This is a genomic window from Terribacillus aidingensis (assembly GCF_900215625.1).
In the GTDB taxonomy this organism is placed as follows: domain Bacteria; phylum Bacillota; class Bacilli; order Bacillales; family Amphibacillaceae; genus Terribacillus; species Terribacillus aidingensis.
Genome location: NZ_OBEK01000001.1, coordinates 107,830 through 122,434, shown reverse-complemented (window position 1 = coordinate 122,434; position 14,605 = coordinate 107,830). Strand labels below are relative to the sequence as shown.

General features: G+C 40.3%; 16 protein-coding genes. 2 read left to right on the top strand and 14 right to left on the bottom strand.

Features of this window, described 5'->3' with window-relative positions; all coding sequences use genetic code 11:
- Positions 1 to 22: 22 nt before the first annotated feature.
- Positions 23 to 760: an HAAS domain-containing protein gene (locus CRO17_RS00590; RefSeq protein WP_097038281.1), complete on the bottom strand. Its 738-nt coding sequence runs from the start codon at positions 758 to 760 to the stop codon at positions 23 to 25.
- Complete coding sequence (locus CRO17_RS00585) at positions 757 to 1,086, bottom strand: PadR family transcriptional regulator (RefSeq protein WP_097038279.1); 330 nt, start codon at positions 1,084 to 1,086, stop codon at positions 757 to 759. The genes CRO17_RS00590 and CRO17_RS00585 overlap by 4 nt, the downstream gene beginning before the upstream one ends.
- Positions 1,087 to 1,279: 193 nt before the next feature.
- Between CRO17_RS00585 and CRO17_RS00580 the strand changes: the two genes are divergently transcribed.
- On the top strand, positions 1,280 to 1,927 hold the full coding sequence (locus tag CRO17_RS00580; protein WP_097038277.1) for a DUF975 family protein: 648 nt from the start codon (positions 1,280 to 1,282) through the stop codon (positions 1,925 to 1,927).
- Between the two features lie 15 nt (positions 1,928 to 1,942).
- On the opposite strand, the gene CRO17_RS00575 is transcribed toward CRO17_RS00580, so the two are convergent.
- From CRO17_RS00575 to CRO17_RS00550, 6 genes are all read right to left on the bottom strand, one after another.
- Positions 1,943 to 2,908: a Gfo/Idh/MocA family protein gene (locus CRO17_RS00575; protein ID WP_097038275.1), complete on the bottom strand. Its 966-nt coding sequence runs from the start codon at positions 2,906 to 2,908 to the stop codon at positions 1,943 to 1,945.
- Positions 2,909 to 2,990: 82 nt separating this feature from the next.
- A complete protein-coding gene (locus tag CRO17_RS00570) occupies positions 2,991 to 3,644 on the bottom strand; it encodes a DUF3298 and DUF4163 domain-containing protein (protein WP_179636751.1) in 654 nt (217 codons plus the stop codon).
- Positions 3,645 to 3,755: 111 nt separating this feature from the next.
- Entirely contained in the window at positions 3,756 to 4,373 is a 618-nt protein-coding gene (locus CRO17_RS00565) for an ATP-binding cassette domain-containing protein (RefSeq protein WP_097038271.1), read from the bottom strand.
- A gap of 4 nt (positions 4,374 to 4,377) precedes the next feature.
- Complete coding sequence (locus CRO17_RS00560; protein WP_097038269.1) at positions 4,378 to 6,522, bottom strand: DUF1430 domain-containing protein; 2,145 nt, start codon at positions 6,520 to 6,522, stop codon at positions 4,378 to 4,380.
- A 66-nt stretch (positions 6,523 to 6,588) separates the two neighbouring features.
- A complete protein-coding gene (locus tag CRO17_RS00555; protein ID WP_245864517.1) occupies positions 6,589 to 6,996 on the bottom strand; it encodes a hypothetical protein in 408 nt (135 codons plus the stop codon).
- A 429-nt stretch (positions 6,997 to 7,425) separates the two neighbouring features.
- Positions 7,426 to 7,812 (bottom strand): PH domain-containing protein, encoded by a 387-nt coding sequence (locus CRO17_RS00550; protein ID WP_097038268.1) that lies wholly within the window; start codon positions 7,810 to 7,812, stop codon positions 7,426 to 7,428.
- A gap of 333 nt (positions 7,813 to 8,145) precedes the next feature.
- Between CRO17_RS00550 and CRO17_RS00545 the strand changes: the two genes are divergently transcribed.
- Positions 8,146 to 8,808, top strand: coding sequence for a DUF4352 domain-containing protein (locus tag CRO17_RS00545; protein ID WP_097038266.1), 663 nt, complete (start codon positions 8,146 to 8,148; stop codon positions 8,806 to 8,808).
- A 44-nt stretch (positions 8,809 to 8,852) separates the two neighbouring features.
- Here CRO17_RS00545 and CRO17_RS00540 read toward each other — a convergent pair whose 3' ends face one another.
- From CRO17_RS00540 to proC, 6 genes are all read right to left on the bottom strand, one after another.
- Positions 8,853 to 9,494 carry a FusB/FusC family EF-G-binding protein gene (locus CRO17_RS00540; RefSeq protein ID WP_097038264.1) on the bottom strand — a complete coding sequence of 214 codons (642 nt, stop codon included), beginning with the start codon at positions 9,492 to 9,494 and terminating at the stop codon, positions 8,853 to 8,855.
- Positions 9,495 to 9,595: 101 nt separating this feature from the next.
- Positions 9,596 to 9,805, bottom strand: coding sequence for a hypothetical protein (locus CRO17_RS00535; RefSeq protein WP_097038262.1), 210 nt, complete (start codon positions 9,803 to 9,805; stop codon positions 9,596 to 9,598).
- A 132-nt stretch (positions 9,806 to 9,937) separates the two neighbouring features.
- Complete coding sequence (locus tag CRO17_RS00530; RefSeq protein WP_097038260.1) at positions 9,938 to 10,975, bottom strand: PTS sugar transporter subunit IIC; 1,038 nt, start codon at positions 10,973 to 10,975, stop codon at positions 9,938 to 9,940.
- A gap of 105 nt (positions 10,976 to 11,080) precedes the next feature.
- A complete protein-coding gene (locus tag CRO17_RS00525) occupies positions 11,081 to 12,343 on the bottom strand; it encodes a glutamate-5-semialdehyde dehydrogenase (RefSeq protein WP_097038258.1) in 1,263 nt (420 codons plus the stop codon).
- 18 nt (positions 12,344 to 12,361) lie between these two features.
- Positions 12,362 to 13,471: a glutamate 5-kinase gene (gene proB / locus CRO17_RS00520; RefSeq protein ID WP_097038256.1), complete on the bottom strand. Its 1,110-nt coding sequence runs from the start codon at positions 13,469 to 13,471 to the stop codon at positions 12,362 to 12,364.
- 48 nt (positions 13,472 to 13,519) lie between these two features.
- A complete protein-coding gene (gene proC, locus CRO17_RS00515) occupies positions 13,520 to 14,341 on the bottom strand; it encodes a pyrroline-5-carboxylate reductase (protein WP_097038253.1) in 822 nt (273 codons plus the stop codon).
- Positions 14,342 to 14,605 lie beyond the last annotated feature (264 nt).

Sequence of the window (14,605 nt, the reverse complement as noted above, 5' to 3'; positions counted from 1 at the left end):
AAAACGCATGCCGAGGCATGCGTTAATTCATTCTCTTTGCTTCCCAGAACATGTATGCTGCAAGCCCTAGGAGTATACAGAATAAAAAGACAAGCTCTGTATTCTCACTTATCTGAATATAACGAGAGATAAGCTGCGGTATGAAGAATAGGATAGGCATGACAACTACAAACCACGTTTTTGAAAATATAGCTAACCCCACAAAGACCAAGAAAGATATAGAAATAAAAGCAGTGTTTGCCGCTGGGGTGATCGTAAATATAGGTGATTCTATATAATTATCTGCAAATAACAAGCCAATAAACAAGGAAAACTGAATAATGCTGAATAAGATATAGCCTATCATCTCTATTTTCTTCGAGACGTGGTTAGCTGCATTATAGCGATACAACCCAAAGAGTCCGAGTATACTTACTATAAAAACAACAGGATTCCCAATTAGCGATAACATGGAATAACTCCTATCATTGTCTAATACTTTATCCATCACCAGATAAGCAAAAGCTCCCAGAATAATCATTGGCATATACAAAATCCAGAAACGTCCATCTTTATCTACTTCCGCCTCTACTTCCTTCATATAGGCTTTAGGAGAGTTTCCGATAATATGCTCGATACTCTTCCCGTTCTGTTCTGCCTCATACAGATGATCCTCAAGCTCCTCGAGCAGATCCTTCACCTCTTCTTCCTTTTTATTGCTGGCAAAAAGGTAGACACGTAAGTTATCAAGAAACGTCTGACTTGCTTTGGATAGTGTCATGATTGATTCCTCCTTAGAATGTTATCAACGCTAGACGAAATTGCTGACCACCTTGTCTTAAATTCATTCAATGCTTCTTTTCCGGCTGGTGTTAGCTGATAATATTTCCGTTTCGGTCCGCCAGACGGCAAGGCTTTACTTGTGGTCGTTACGAGCCCTTCCTTTTTCATTCGCAGCAGTAATGGGTAAATACTGCCCTCGCTGACCATCGTAAATTCATAAGCAGCCAGTTTTTCCACCATTTCATATCCATACGTTTCACGTTCGGCTATGAGAGCGAGCAAACATCCTTCCAGAATCCCTTTTAGTAATTGACTAGATGACAAAATCAATTTCCTCCTCAACTATCTTGCTATACAAGGTAATTGGGTAAAAAAGAAAGCCACTACTTTGTTTTACAAGATAGTAATTAAGTTATCATATGCAATTCCTAATTACAACCATATTTCCCCAAATTTTATGGTATTATCGATAGTGCAATAAACATATCAATCACAGAGAAAGACCGGGGGATTTTTAATGAATACAAACCAGACGCTTAAACGGGATGCATTGGATAGTCTGAGCGGCAATTGGGGAAAAAGTGTACTAGCTGTTTTTCTTTTCACTATTATCTCTTTTGCGCTAAGTCTGCTAACAGATCCTTTGCTTAACATACCGGGGGTCTTTGAGGAAACCACTTTACGCGATGACATTATTAGTTACATACGAGACACTATCATAAATTACATATTATTAATGCCTTTATTTATAGGTACAACCTGGCTGTTTCAAAGCTTTGTTCAGGGTGACCGGCCGTCATTCAGCTCTATTTTTAATCCATTTACACGGTTCTGGCGGTATATGCTGACTGGGTTAATTCTTACCGTCTTACTCACTTTCTGGACGCTGCTCCTGATTGTTCCTGGCATTATTAAATACTACAGCTACTCTCAGACATTGTTCATTTTGCGCGAAAATCCTGATTACTCACCCTTACAGGCTATTCAGGAGAGTAAAGCAAAAATGCACGGGAATAGAAGTGAGTTGTTTTTCCTTCATTTAAGTTTTATTGGATGGGGTCTGCTAGCCATATTAACTTTATTTATTGGCATGTTCTGGCTCGAACCCTACTTCCGCACAACACTGGCAAGCTTTTATGAACGCAAAATAAAACAGGAATCGTGATGATTCCTGCTTTTTTCATTCAAAATCAAATTCTATTTCCCACTGTTGCCTCAGTTGATCCATCATCCCCATAACATCCTTTGTGTACGGCAATGTTACATGTGGAACATCGCTTTCAATCAATTCTTTCATCGCTCTTACTTCGTAACGTAATGCGCTCTCTGTTTCTCCATTCTCTATTGTTTCCGTTTTTTCTTCTTCTACATAACAAACAGTTGCTTTCTGTGCACGCGAGAATTTCTCGATATCAATGAAACCATTCGTGCCCATAATAGTCGCACGTTCTGGCGACTCGACCATGAAAGATAAAGTGATGGTTGCTATTTGGCCTTGTTCGTTTTTAAGAATAATTCCCGCTTGCTGATCAACACCTGTTTCATGCTTGGTGACGGTGCTGATGATTTCACTAGGCTGTTCTTTCATAAAAAGACGGACAAAGGATAAAGCGTAAACACCAATGTCCAGTAAGGCTCCCCCAGCTAAGTCCGGGTTAAAGAATCGATTTGTCGGTACGTTTTCCTTGATACTGTTAAAATTGACACTTAAAGATTGTACTTTGCCAATTTTACCGGCATCAATTAGTTGTTGCAGCTCTTTAAAAATCGGCATATGATAGATAGTCATTGCTTCTGCTAAGATTAGCTGTTTCTCTTCTGCTAAAGCTGCTAGTTCCTCAAGCTGCTGATAATTCACTGTAATCGCCTTCTCTGCTAATACATGCTTTCCATGCAATAAGGCTTCTTTTATTGTTTCATAATGGAAGGCGTGCGGAGTTGCTATGTATACGACGTGAACATCTGGATTATCGAATACGCCTTGAAACCCTTCATATACATGAGAGATGTCAAATTGCTCTGCGAATACTTCTGCCTTTTCTTTGTTACGCGCCCCTACTGCATGGATGGATTCTCCCTCTTTCTTCAGTGCTTCTGCAAAATGATGTGCAATTGAACCCGGCCCTAGAATTGCCCAATTAATCATTTTCCACTCTCCATTTCCTCTTTGTCGTACTATACGTATACCCTAAAGAGCCATGGAATTAGCTTCATCCATGGCATCTTTTTTAGCTATATACTTTCTTTGGTATCTTAATTACTTGGTTGCCTGACACATACGGTGCAATATCATACTGCTGGAAGACAAGCGCAATTCCGTTATCTGTATAAAAAAAGGCTGTCTTCTCGTCCAGTGGGATATCCTCTTTTTTCAAATCAGGATAAAAGATCTCTGGTCTTGCTTTTGCGTAAGTATAAACATATTGCTTCACCTTTTCTTGCTGTCCTGGCGTTTGCAAAATATCTGTCAGATAGACGCGTTGTTTTTCCATTAAATCGTAATTATAGGATTCGACGACTGTAGACCCGTGCGCACCTCCGGTAAATATGTAGCTGCTCATTAATATACTCAGCTTACCGTCTGTATTGTATTTGACTTCAAACTCCGTCTGAAAATCCGGTTTATACCCATATTTTCGGCCGGCTTCTTCATTTTGCTTCCGCATTGCAGCTGCTTTTTCTATATAATCCTTAAAGTCTTTGTTTATCTTTCTCGTAAGCTTTGGTGTTCCTGCATGCTTAACTTGTGGGAATTTTAGTTCCTCGATATCATCGTAGTACTCTGTTTCTACAATGACATTTTTAACCGGTTCTGCTCCTACTAGATGCGCAGATACAGAAAAGGCACACAGAAACAAAAATCCAATTATAATTTTCTTCATTAGTTTCCCTCCACTGTTCATCTTGTCTACAGTGTTTGCAGGACACCAATTATTTATGTGCACAATTATGAATGGAAGCAGCTGCTATCAACAGCTAAAAAATAAGTTGTACTAGATTTCGAGTTGGGTTGATGTTGCTTTAGCTATCTCTAGATCATGTGTAACCATGATTATTGTTTTACCTTCTTTATTCATATCCTGCAGAAGCTGGAAAATAGCATCCCTATTCTTTATATCAAGATTCCCTGTTGGCTCATCAGCAAATATATACTTACAGTCTTTTGCAATTACTCTTGCAAGCGCAACTCTCTGCTGCTGTCCTCCACTTAGCGTATAGACCCGCTTTTTTTCATAACCAGAGAGGCCCACTTTCGCTAGGATATTCTGTATTAATTCTTTTTTATTGCTGATCTTTCTGTAAGCAATAGCTAAGAGAATATTTTTCTCTACTGTTTCATTATTAATCAACGAGTAATCTTGGAATAAGTAACCAAACTCATTTCGACGTAACAGCATTATTTGCTTTAAATTAGGATTCTTCAGACCATCATATTCTATGTCTCCGCTATCAGGCTTTTCAAGAAAACTCAATAAATTTATTAAAGTTGTTTTCCCCCTCCCGCTTTCTCCCGTTATAGATAAGAACTCGCCATCATTTACTGTTAAAGAAAAATCATCAAATATGATTTTTTCTCTAAACGTCTTCTTTAGGTGAGCAGCTTGAATCATCTCTCTACACCTCTCTTCTGAGTTTTGAATACATGTTAGCGGTGAAATACTTACTCAAACCGATTACCAGTATTGCATCAACTGCTATGCCACCGAATATAATCAAAATTAGTGACGGTGCTGATATAAATAAAAACGCTGCTAAAAGGATGCAGTAACTGATAGATTGTAAGAATATGAGTGTTTTATTCGTCTTGAAAAAGGAATAACCGTGAATGTTTCTTAGCAATACATCCATTTTATAATTATAGAAATGACAGACAGTGTAATAAACACTAGTAGTGAATATGGAGATATATAACAGAATGACCGCCAGTACTAATAAATAATTATCAGTTTTCAACTCTTGTATTTCTTGTCCATATTCGTCAAATACAGAGATAACAGAATTTATCTGTGAAGCGGCATTATTTTCTCCGGCAATCTCCTCTAATTTCTGAGTTGGCTCAGCTTGATCTGAGTAAAAGAAGTAAGCATTGGATAAATAGCTCATGTAATAGGAAGTATCGAATTGTCCCGTATCGATAACCGCAATTGGATCTTCAATATAGTAATCCCCTTCTCCTTTGTTAGAAGGGTTGTAGGTGAAATATTCTTGGTGATTTTGTACATAAATAACATTAATCCTTAAATCGTCTTTAGAAGTATTATCCAGTTCCTGACCTTTTGCCTCCCTATAAATATTCCCTACTTCAACCTTCTGAAAATGGAAATAGTCTAGGAAGTTCTTTTTAATTTCTTCTTCCTTCTCTTTGAGAGATACAGGAACCAATACATTCATGACAGACGGGTCGTTTATAATTGAATCTTCAATGGTTTTCGTATCTGCTTGGATATTGTTGTAATCCAAGTAGTTTTCATTAATCGTTATTGCTTTTCCATAAGGAGAGGTTGACGCAGTTTGTTCATCTGTATTCATTTCGTACAAGTAACTTCCATTAGAGCTGATTTCATAGTTTTCTGCATTAATAAGAAAACCATTTAGTTCACTATTCAACTGATCATAAACTTGCTTTAAATTGTTATTTTGGTCACTCTCTGTGGCTAGGTCAACTTGTCCAGTAGAATATAATACTGTTTGATACAAATTCTCCGTCTGATGCCATGTATCCAGATTGTCTTGATAGTCTTCCAATGATTTTTTTGTTTGCTCTAACTGCGACATGGCAACCACTGCTGCAACGAGAAATAATATCTTCATCGCATAACTTAATGCCATTAATGTTTTATAAGGCCTTTTTCCTTTTAACGCTTCATATTCTTTACCAAAGGAAAAAATCAAGCGTGTTATCAGAAATACATATAATAGTATTCCAATAAATAGTGTTAGTATCAGACCTGCATACAGAAGCGTGAATTCAAATAGATTCATGATGCTTTTGTTCGTGACGATACGGAAAAGCAGATATAGCAGAAAGCTAGACAATACAGCTGTTAATAACGGTGCGATTAGCTTTCTTACAAAGATGAAGGATAATCTTCCATAAGCGTACCCCATCACCTTATAAAGCATGACCTGATTACTTCTATTCAGCAGATAAAAAGAAATAACACCAATCATGGTTATCAATATGATAAGTGGTGAGATTAGAAAGGATAATGGCTGGTTTATTACTACGGGATCTATACGTTCCTCGATTAATTCAGAAGTAACTCCTTCTTTTTCTAACTGATCCAGCAATGCAGAAACTGCACTATTATTATCATCTATGTAATAAATCCCGCTTGCACTTGCTTGTTTCTGATTAGCTAGGTTCCATATGGATATAGATATATTACTTTCTCCAGAATGGAAGGAACCACTTTTATCATCGCTTGCATCATTCGTTTGATTCGTTATAAATTGTTCGGTACCTTCTTGCGGGAAATCACCATCTAACCGATCAATACGAGAGCCTAGTGTGGGGTCTGTAGTAAATACACGGATTGAACGCTCATTTACAAATACATATTTAGATATCTCCAACTTGTATTGATCAGCACTATTTTTCAGTAATTCATTAGGATTTCCTTCATAATTACTGAAATTAATTGCTGCCGCTGTTCGATCTTCGTAAAGGAGTTCATTAAATTTGTATTGCTCTAATAAGTCATATATAACGTACAGGCTTATCAAAAGGAAAAGAGAAGTTAGAAATCCCAAGATCATTCTCACATTTTTCACCTCATAAATAATGCAAGAGCGCGTAACACCCTTGCATTATTTCCTAGTTTTTTATCTATAATCGTAGTAGGACTTGTTCGTTCCCCAGAATGACCAGTCCAAATCCGCCTTACTCCAAACGTTTTTGGCTTTCCATCCGCCATCGTCATGATAGCCAGCGCCATTCGTAACGGATGCTCGTCCTTCTTTCTGATAGTGCTTATACTCAGAAACTACTCTTCCATCTCTCTTACCACGGATCCAATAACCACCCGATATTTCGCCGGATGTTGCATTGGTTGAAAATCCAGACTGCGTATCTTTTACATAGCTTTCTGTTACTCCCTGGCTTGATTCAATAATCTCCGAACCACCATTTTCTGTCAACCCGCTACTTGATGCCGATACTCCTCCTGATAGTCCGCCTACAATAACACCAGCTAGTAATGCTCCTGCCAAACCCTTCTTCATCTTTGACATTCCATTCACCTCTCCATTAATTGTTATTTAATGTTTTCGCTAGTTGTGATTTTATTATATAAGTATCCTCGTCCAAAACAAGCTAATTCTTCCATAAAATTCAAATTGTTACTATAGTCTCTAAATTTATAACAATCAATTTATCATTTCATCATTATTTCAACCGTATATTACTATGACTATTTCACTAGTGAAATAGTCATCTTCGATCGCCGCCAACTTGGATATGCCCTGCATACTTATCACAAATAATACACCCCATCTCTTCTCCTCCTTTATTATAAAAAAATGTCCATCATCTCCTAAAGAGACAATGGACATTGCGGTACCACTCTTTTTCAGCGAGCGAGCAAGCCCGCCCTCCTATGCTGATAACGGCAGTTCTCTAAGACAGATTTCCACCCTACTGCTTCTGTGCACTGTGTTTATCTATTCCAAAAATTGTTTGCGGTTGAATGTATTCCGGAACAAGAGATCCCGCTGGTGATTGTTCACAAACATACGAACAATATCACTTACACCTTTAAGATGAATCAGCTGGTGACTTGTCACATACTTAATATCGCCGCTATTTAAATGAATCGATAACTCTCCTTCTCCTGTGCCTTCGGTATAAAGGACATAATCGATGTTCTCATAAATTGTCATATCCAGGTAAGCAGGTTTCATTAACGGCTTATGCGTAAACAGAATTCGATTTTGCGTGACACCAATTATGCCGTTCTTCCCCTCGAGCTTACATGGTGCGTAGAGAAAAAGTCGTTCATCTTCATCTAAATACGTGGACAACACCTTCAGATCTCTTTTTTGTCCCATTCTCCGCGTTCTCCTCACTTAAATATACTCGCTTCACGTCTTTGTTCATACCTTCTAAATATATATATCATTTTGGAAATTATGCAATGAAAAGTAACAGCTTTTGTTCTTGCTTCACAGGCAGTTAAATGTTTCTTAATCATCCTACATTCTACCAGCACCTTGTGCAGAATGATACCACCTTGCTCCGTATTTTCCAGCCCTTCCTAGACTTTCTTCTAGGAATTTAGGCTCTTTTCATTTCAATCCATATAGTGTTACGGTATGATGTTTATGTCTTTATTTGTTTATTATTAGAAGACAAGACCTGTTAACAGAGAGGATGAAAGAAATATGAAACTGTTCCGTACACCGGCTGCAGTATTGTTATTCGCACTCACCCTTGTTTTATCAGCATGCAGTAACGGCGAAGAAGCTGCAGAGAAGTCTACATCGACGGCAGAAGCTGCTGATACAAATAGCACCAAAACATTGCCCTCCGATTTGTCAGAGGCTGTGGCAGCGGATAATCCCTTTTTCCCTGACCGCCTGACACGAGATGCAGTAGCGGAGAAGGAAATATTGGCTGAACAGAGCCTTGATCAATCTCAAACTGCTGATAATTTGGAAGTAACCCTAGAGGGGATTCAATATACGAAGTTAACACCCGCTTCATCTTATGCGTCTTCATTTACGGGCTTTCAGGACCCAAATAAAATTGTAGCTGCTACGGCTAAGCTGAAAGTAAAGAATGCTAGTGAACAGGCGATACCATTAAGTGAGCTTGGTGCCTTTCTGGAAACGTCAACCTACCGTATCTTGAATCATAATATACTGGAAGCAGATACGGGGGAAATCGATCCTGGTAAAACTGCTACTAAGTATGTTGTTTTCTTAATGGATCAGAAGGATTTCAAAAAAGAGGACACGTTCTCCCTGCGGATCTCCAGTGTTTTAGATGAAGAGGAAAAAGATCTGCTGGCAGCTGACTTGACGTTCGATTTGCCAGCAAATTAAAAAGAAGAGCACATGGCCAGGGTGGCGCATGTGCTCCTTTTTTATTAAGAGGCATGCAAATGAGACAAAAAGCTGTAAAACCGATGAATGTCTGTAAGGTTTCGGTTGCATTTGGCACTATCTCTGCATACATAATTTCCGCGCTTCACGTACGTTCCGTGGCTGCGGCTGACTGGATCAGCCATAAAAAGACCAACACTTTCTAATTTATTGCATATCGTACAAATTCCCGGCTGTGAGGAAGGCGTAAACGTACCGCGAGCTGCCAGAGTTCCTTCCTTATACGGCGCAACCAGGTACTTTGCCTGCTGGCCGTTATCATTCCAGCCTAGATAGGAGGTTTTTTCTAAGTCTACTTCACTTAATTTCGGCAAGTACAGCTGCTTTACCTTTGGAAATAAATCTCGCAGCTGCTGCTCTGTATATGCAGGGAAAGGTTTAATAGACGGACGAAGCTGTGCCAAGTAAAGTTCTGCATCAATTTCATCGCGTACCGTTGAAATGCGCTCTAGCATTTCTGCTTGTTCTTCTGATAAATCCTCGAAACGTTCTTTGATTTTCTCTTCTGCCAACGAGCGAAGTCCGTAAATCATATCTATATCTTTTACTGCAGCCGAACTGTTCACCAGCTGCTGCGCCTGCTCTTTGATATTGTTATATTGGTCGTTTCGGATAAAGGCTTGCATGTGGACATCCCTCCGTTTTGATCGCTTCCTCCTATTTTAGCAGATAATGAGCAGGAAACAAAAAAACGGGTGTAAATGAAAGAAATAACGAAATGCACGGCTCATGGTTGCTGGGACAACAGAAGCGTGATTTTCATCCTTTGCAATGTCTGATGTTCTGTCGGCGTTAGTTGAACGATTAACAAACGAACATAAAACTCTCTCATCGGATAGGCAGATAAAGATAGCTTCGTAACTGTTACACAAGATATTAGCAGCCGGTTGTCCACACCACTCAAGAATCTTGTAATATGCGGCACTAAGGACAGCAAAAGCAATTACTCCAATCCGTGCAATTGTGATAATTTATCGTAATCAGCTATAGAAAAGATGATGCAACAATACTTAGAAAGGAGAAGTATAAGAAATATATAATAGACTGCAGGAGTTCTGCAGCCTATTACTTAATCAAAATGTAACTTATAGTCGCCTGAATTTATCCATTTCCACTTTTTCGTAAATACGTACAGCAAGATGACGTTTAAAATAAATGGCAGGATAAAGAAAGTACCTGCCATAATGAAGACGTTGGCCGCAGACCAGCCTCCTTCAGCTAATCGCATATAATTCAATGGACCAACAAATCCGGAGAGACCAAAGCCTGCACTGTATGGTGTTCCTTGAATATTTAATACACCTGCCAAAGCTCCTAATACAGCAGCTGTCAGGAACATGGGAAAAGCTATTTGCGGTTTCATGAAAAAGTTGCGCATTTGGATCTTCGGTGAACCGAGAACATGCGCTAAGGCCGTTCCTAAGGAATTGGCTTTATAGCTGGCAACGGCCAAGCCGATACCCGCTGCAACAATACCAAGATTAGCAGCACCTGATCCAATTCCTGCTAATGAGATCACAGTTGCCACGCCAACTGTAGAGATAGGAGATAAAATAATAAAACAAAAAATAACTGCTAACAGTGCTCCCATTAAAATTGGCTGCCAATTTGTCATCAAGGCAATTCCTTCTCCAATAAAACCTGTGCCGCTTCTTATGTAAGGAAGTAAGATTAAACCTATCATGCCAGGAATTAAAATACTTAAGGTCGGCAGCAGCAAAATACTGTATGCTTTCAACCTTTTACCGATAAAAGTAACGAATAGGACTGCTACGGCTGCGGTTATACCAGTATTAATAACAATGCCAATACCTTGTAAAGCGAAAAGGCCATCTGCAGTCTTCTGGACTGATCCGCCGCCTACCATTGCAGCAATACCGACACTAGCTGTCTGAATCGGTGTGAGCTTGAATGAAATTCCGACCATAACACCGATTAAGATAGGCAATAAGCTCATAACGAAAACAGTTGTGTCGTAAACGGCCTGCAAGACGGGTGCGTAGGGAATTGCGAGCTTGAGCAGTTCACCTAACAACGCATTTGGAATCAAGGCAACTACAATACCAATACTCATCCCATTCAGCAATTTGCTGAAGAATTCTCTCATCTATTTCTCTCCTCTCATATAGCGATTGATTATAGATATTAAATTTATAATTGTCAATAAATTTAGAATAGTAAAATAGCCCATCCAAATGGATGAGCTATCACTTTATCTTGTTTGGCCAGTGCCTTTCATGACATATTTATATGTCGTTAAAGCCGGCAGACCCATTGGTCCGCGTGCATGCAGTTTTTGGGTTGAAATTCCTATTTCTGCCCCAAAACCTAATGCATGACCATCTGTGAACCGAGTGGAAGCATTATGGTAAAGAGCTGCCGCGTCGACTGTTTTCATAAATACGTTAACCGCTTCTTCATCTTCAGCAATAATAGCTTCGGAATGTTTTGTTCCATATTGATCAATATGCTTAATCGCTTCTTCTACTGAATCTACAACCTTCACAGCAACGTCAAGGCTCAGATATTCATTGGACCAGTCTTCTTCTGTAGCTGTTTTGCAGTCAGGGAGCAGCTGAACAGCCACTTCATCACCATGTGTTTGGATGCCATTATCTTGTAACGCCTTTACAAAGTCCGCTTTATGCGCCTCTAGCCACTCTCGGTGAACAATTAAGGTTTCCAGTGCGTTGCATACAGCAGGGCGATCTGTTTTGGCATTCAAAAATGTTGCCAGCGCCATTTCGACTTCTGCGCTTTTATCAATATACATATGACAGTTGCCTACGCCTGTTTCCAGCACCGGTACGGTTGCTGAATCAACAACTGCTTGAATTAATGAAGCACCTCCGCGAGGGATAAGCACATCGATGTGCTCCTTCATTGTAAACAGTTTCGCTGTCTCTTTGCGATCTGTTGATTGAATAAGCTGCACTGCCTCTGCTGGCACTTTCGTTTGTTCCAGCGCTCGCTTGATTACCTCAACAATAGCCGTATTTGTATGAATGGCAGAAGAACCGCCTTTCAGAACGATACTATTACCGGATTTAAGCGCCAAACCCGTTGCATCAGCAGTGACATTTGGACGCGCTTCATAGATCATGCCGATAACGCCCAATGGTACGGTGATACGGCTGACTTGTAAGCCATTTTCCAACGTCCAGTCACTTGTAACTTTGCCAGTCGGGTCGTCAAGGTCGACTACTTCCTTCAATCCGTTGGCAAAATCCTCGATACGATTTCTTGTGAGCTTCAAACGATCCAGAAATGCCGCATCAAAGTCTTTCGCTTTTCCTGCCTGCATATCTTTTTCATTTGCGGCTAAAATCACTTCGTAGTCCTTTGCCAACTGATCGGCAACCGCCAGCAGTGCTTCATTCTTCTCGTCTGTTGTTAAAAGTGCCAGCTGCTTGCCAGCTGCTTTGGCAGAGATCGCCTGTTCTTCAACTGTTAGTCCTTTTAATGTGTGCTCCACGGTTTTCCTCCTTGTATATTATTGAATCGGTACAGTATGATCCAGTTCACAAACAAACGCTTCTTGATCAACGATCGTCTCTTCCATATTCTTCACTGGACTCGCCAATGCCTGCCAAAGCTCAGATGCATCTTGGTTCACGATGCCAAGTCCAATTCTTTCTCCTGCTTCATTCTGAATTCGGACCACATCGCCTTTTTTGAAGTTGCCTTTCACAGTTTGGATGTCACTCAAATTGATTAATATAGGTGATTGATTGATATTCTTAATAATAATTTCGCCAACGGGACCGGAATTAAAAGCAATCCACTGTTTTTTGCGGTTCAGAGAGTCTATATCCTCACTGGCCTCAAAATAAGTGCCTTCCGCGTCTCCAAGTACAGAGCGATAGATAATGTCTTCTGCTGTTGCTTCTCCGAGAAAGCCTTTAATGCCAGAAGCCATTGCTATCTTGAAGGCATCCAGCTTGGATTTCATGCCGCCGGTACCAATCGCGCTGCCAGCATCGCCTGCTGCCGCTTCTATTTCCGCTGTGATTGCTTCTACAAGCTCAATACGTGTTGCTTCCGGATTTTTGGCGGGATTATCCGTATACAATCCATCTATATCAGAAAGGACTGCAAGGAAATCTGCTCCAACCAAGCCAGCTACCTTTGCTGAAAGGGTATCATTATCGCCAAAGCGAAGCCTGTCAACTGTAACTGTATCGTTTTCATTGATGATCGGGATAATACCTCGATCTACTAATACATTGATTGTATTTCTAACATTATTATAGCGGGTTTCATCCGAGAAGTCCCCGCGGGTAATCAAAATTTGTGACGCAACATAGCCATGCGACAGGAAAAGGTCCGAATAAGCCTCCATCAGAAGCCCTTGACCGATTGAAGCTGCAGCTTGTTTTTCCGGAAGTGATTTCGGACGCTCCAGAAAGCCTAGTTTGCGGTAGCCGGCTGCTACTGCACCTGAAGAAACTAGCAATACTTCATAACCATTGTCCTTCAGCTTCACTAGCTGCTCTACTAGCTTTTCAAGTTTTTTGCGGCTTATTTCTCCGTGTAAACTCGTTAATGAACTGCTTCCTATCTTGACGACAATACGCTTTAATTCTGTTGCTGGTTTAGAAATGATAAGTTCCTCCAGTTTTCGAATTTTGACCGAGTGTCCAGAATGGCATTAGCGTGTCAGCAATTGTTTTTTTAGATCCTCACTAATTTCATTTGATCGTTCTGCTGCGGATAGAATAGCTTTTGTCATCGCTTCTCCTGCTCCTGCATCGTTCAATGCTTCCAGACCCGCTGCTGTTGTTCCATTTGGAGACGTAACCTTCTTTCGTAAACAGGCTGGGTCTTCTTTTGTTTCCACTAACATTCTGGCTGCTCCAAGCATCGTCTGAATGCCAATTTGACTGGCGGTGTCCTGGTCAAATCCTGCAGCTACACCTGTTTCAGTGAAATGTTCCATAAGCTTATAAAAGTAAGCAGGTCCGCTGCCAGCCATGCCTGTGAATACATCCATTTGATCTTCTTTTATAACAAACGCCTTGCCAAAGGCCGCCACAAGTTCTGTTACCATGTTAAGCTGCTCAGCTGATACATGTTTTCCTGGTGCAATGGCTGTAGCTGATTCGCCAATGGTACTGGAGGTGTTAGGCATAATACGAACAACGGGTTGATTTTTTGGGAGATAATGCTCGATCTGTTCATTCTGGATGCCTGCTGCTACTGATATAAGCACCTGTTGTTCCTGAACCTTGTCTTGCAATTCGATCAATGCAGCAGTAAGATCCTTCGGTTTCATTGCGAGTATGATTACATCCATACCGTGCCAATCCACATCACTTTGCGAAATTGCGGTGAGACCGTAACGCTCCTGCAGCTCACGAAGGCGTGCAGCGTTGCTTCGGTTCGTCACGAAAATCTGCTCATTTTGCAAGCTGTCTGATCCGCACATGCCGGCAATCATTCCCTCTGCCATTGATCCTGCTCCTACATACATAATCCGTTTGTTAGTTAAGATACCTAATCGCTCCTTTTAGAATATTTCGATCTCTGTTATCAGTTATCTATGCTATCACTATAGGATACTATGTCAAGGAATGTCACAGCGCAAAAGCCTGTCCCATCAGCGTTTTAACCTCTAAGACAACGCAATGGAAGCGCTTTACAAATTATATTGAAGAAGTTCAAGAAATGGTCATAATATCATGCTCTTTCCTACTTGTATTGGAGGGAAAATTGGCCTACGCTTATGCTTGTACTA

Coding starts and splice junctions, on each gene's coding strand:
- CRO17_RS00590 (WP_097038281.1), bottom strand. CDS start 760: ATGACACTATCCAAAGCAAGTCAGACGTTTCTTGATAACTTACGTGTC.
- CRO17_RS00580 (WP_097038277.1), top strand. CDS start 1,280: ATGAATACAAACCAGACGCTTAAACGGGATGCATTGGATAGTCTGAGC.
- CRO17_RS00575 (WP_097038275.1), bottom strand. CDS start 2,908: ATGATTAATTGGGCAATTCTAGGGCCGGGTTCAATTGCACATCATTTT.
- CRO17_RS00570 (WP_179636751.1), bottom strand. CDS start 3,644: ATGAAGAAAATTATAATTGGATTTTTGTTTCTGTGTGCCTTTTCTGTA.
- CRO17_RS00565 (WP_097038271.1), bottom strand. CDS start 4,373: ATGATTCAAGCTGCTCACCTAAAGAAGACGTTTAGAGAAAAAATCATA.
- CRO17_RS00560 (WP_097038269.1), bottom strand. CDS start 6,522: ATGATCTTGGGATTTCTAACTTCTCTTTTCCTTTTGATAAGCCTGTAC.
- CRO17_RS00555 (WP_245864517.1), bottom strand. CDS start 6,996: ATGTCAAAGATGAAGAAGGGTTTGGCAGGAGCATTACTAGCTGGTGTT.
- CRO17_RS00550 (WP_097038268.1), bottom strand. CDS start 7,812: ATGGGACAAAAAAGAGATCTGAAGGTGTTGTCCACGTATTTAGATGAA.
- CRO17_RS00545 (WP_097038266.1), top strand. CDS start 8,146: ATGAAACTGTTCCGTACACCGGCTGCAGTATTGTTATTCGCACTCACC.
- CRO17_RS00540 (WP_097038264.1), bottom strand. CDS start 9,494: ATGCAAGCCTTTATCCGAAACGACCAATATAACAATATCAAAGAGCAG.
- CRO17_RS00530 (WP_097038260.1), bottom strand. CDS start 10,975: ATGAGAGAATTCTTCAGCAAATTGCTGAATGGGATGAGTATTGGTATT.
- proC (WP_097038253.1), bottom strand. CDS start 14,341: ATGTATGTAGGAGCAGGATCAATGGCAGAGGGAATGATTGCCGGCATG.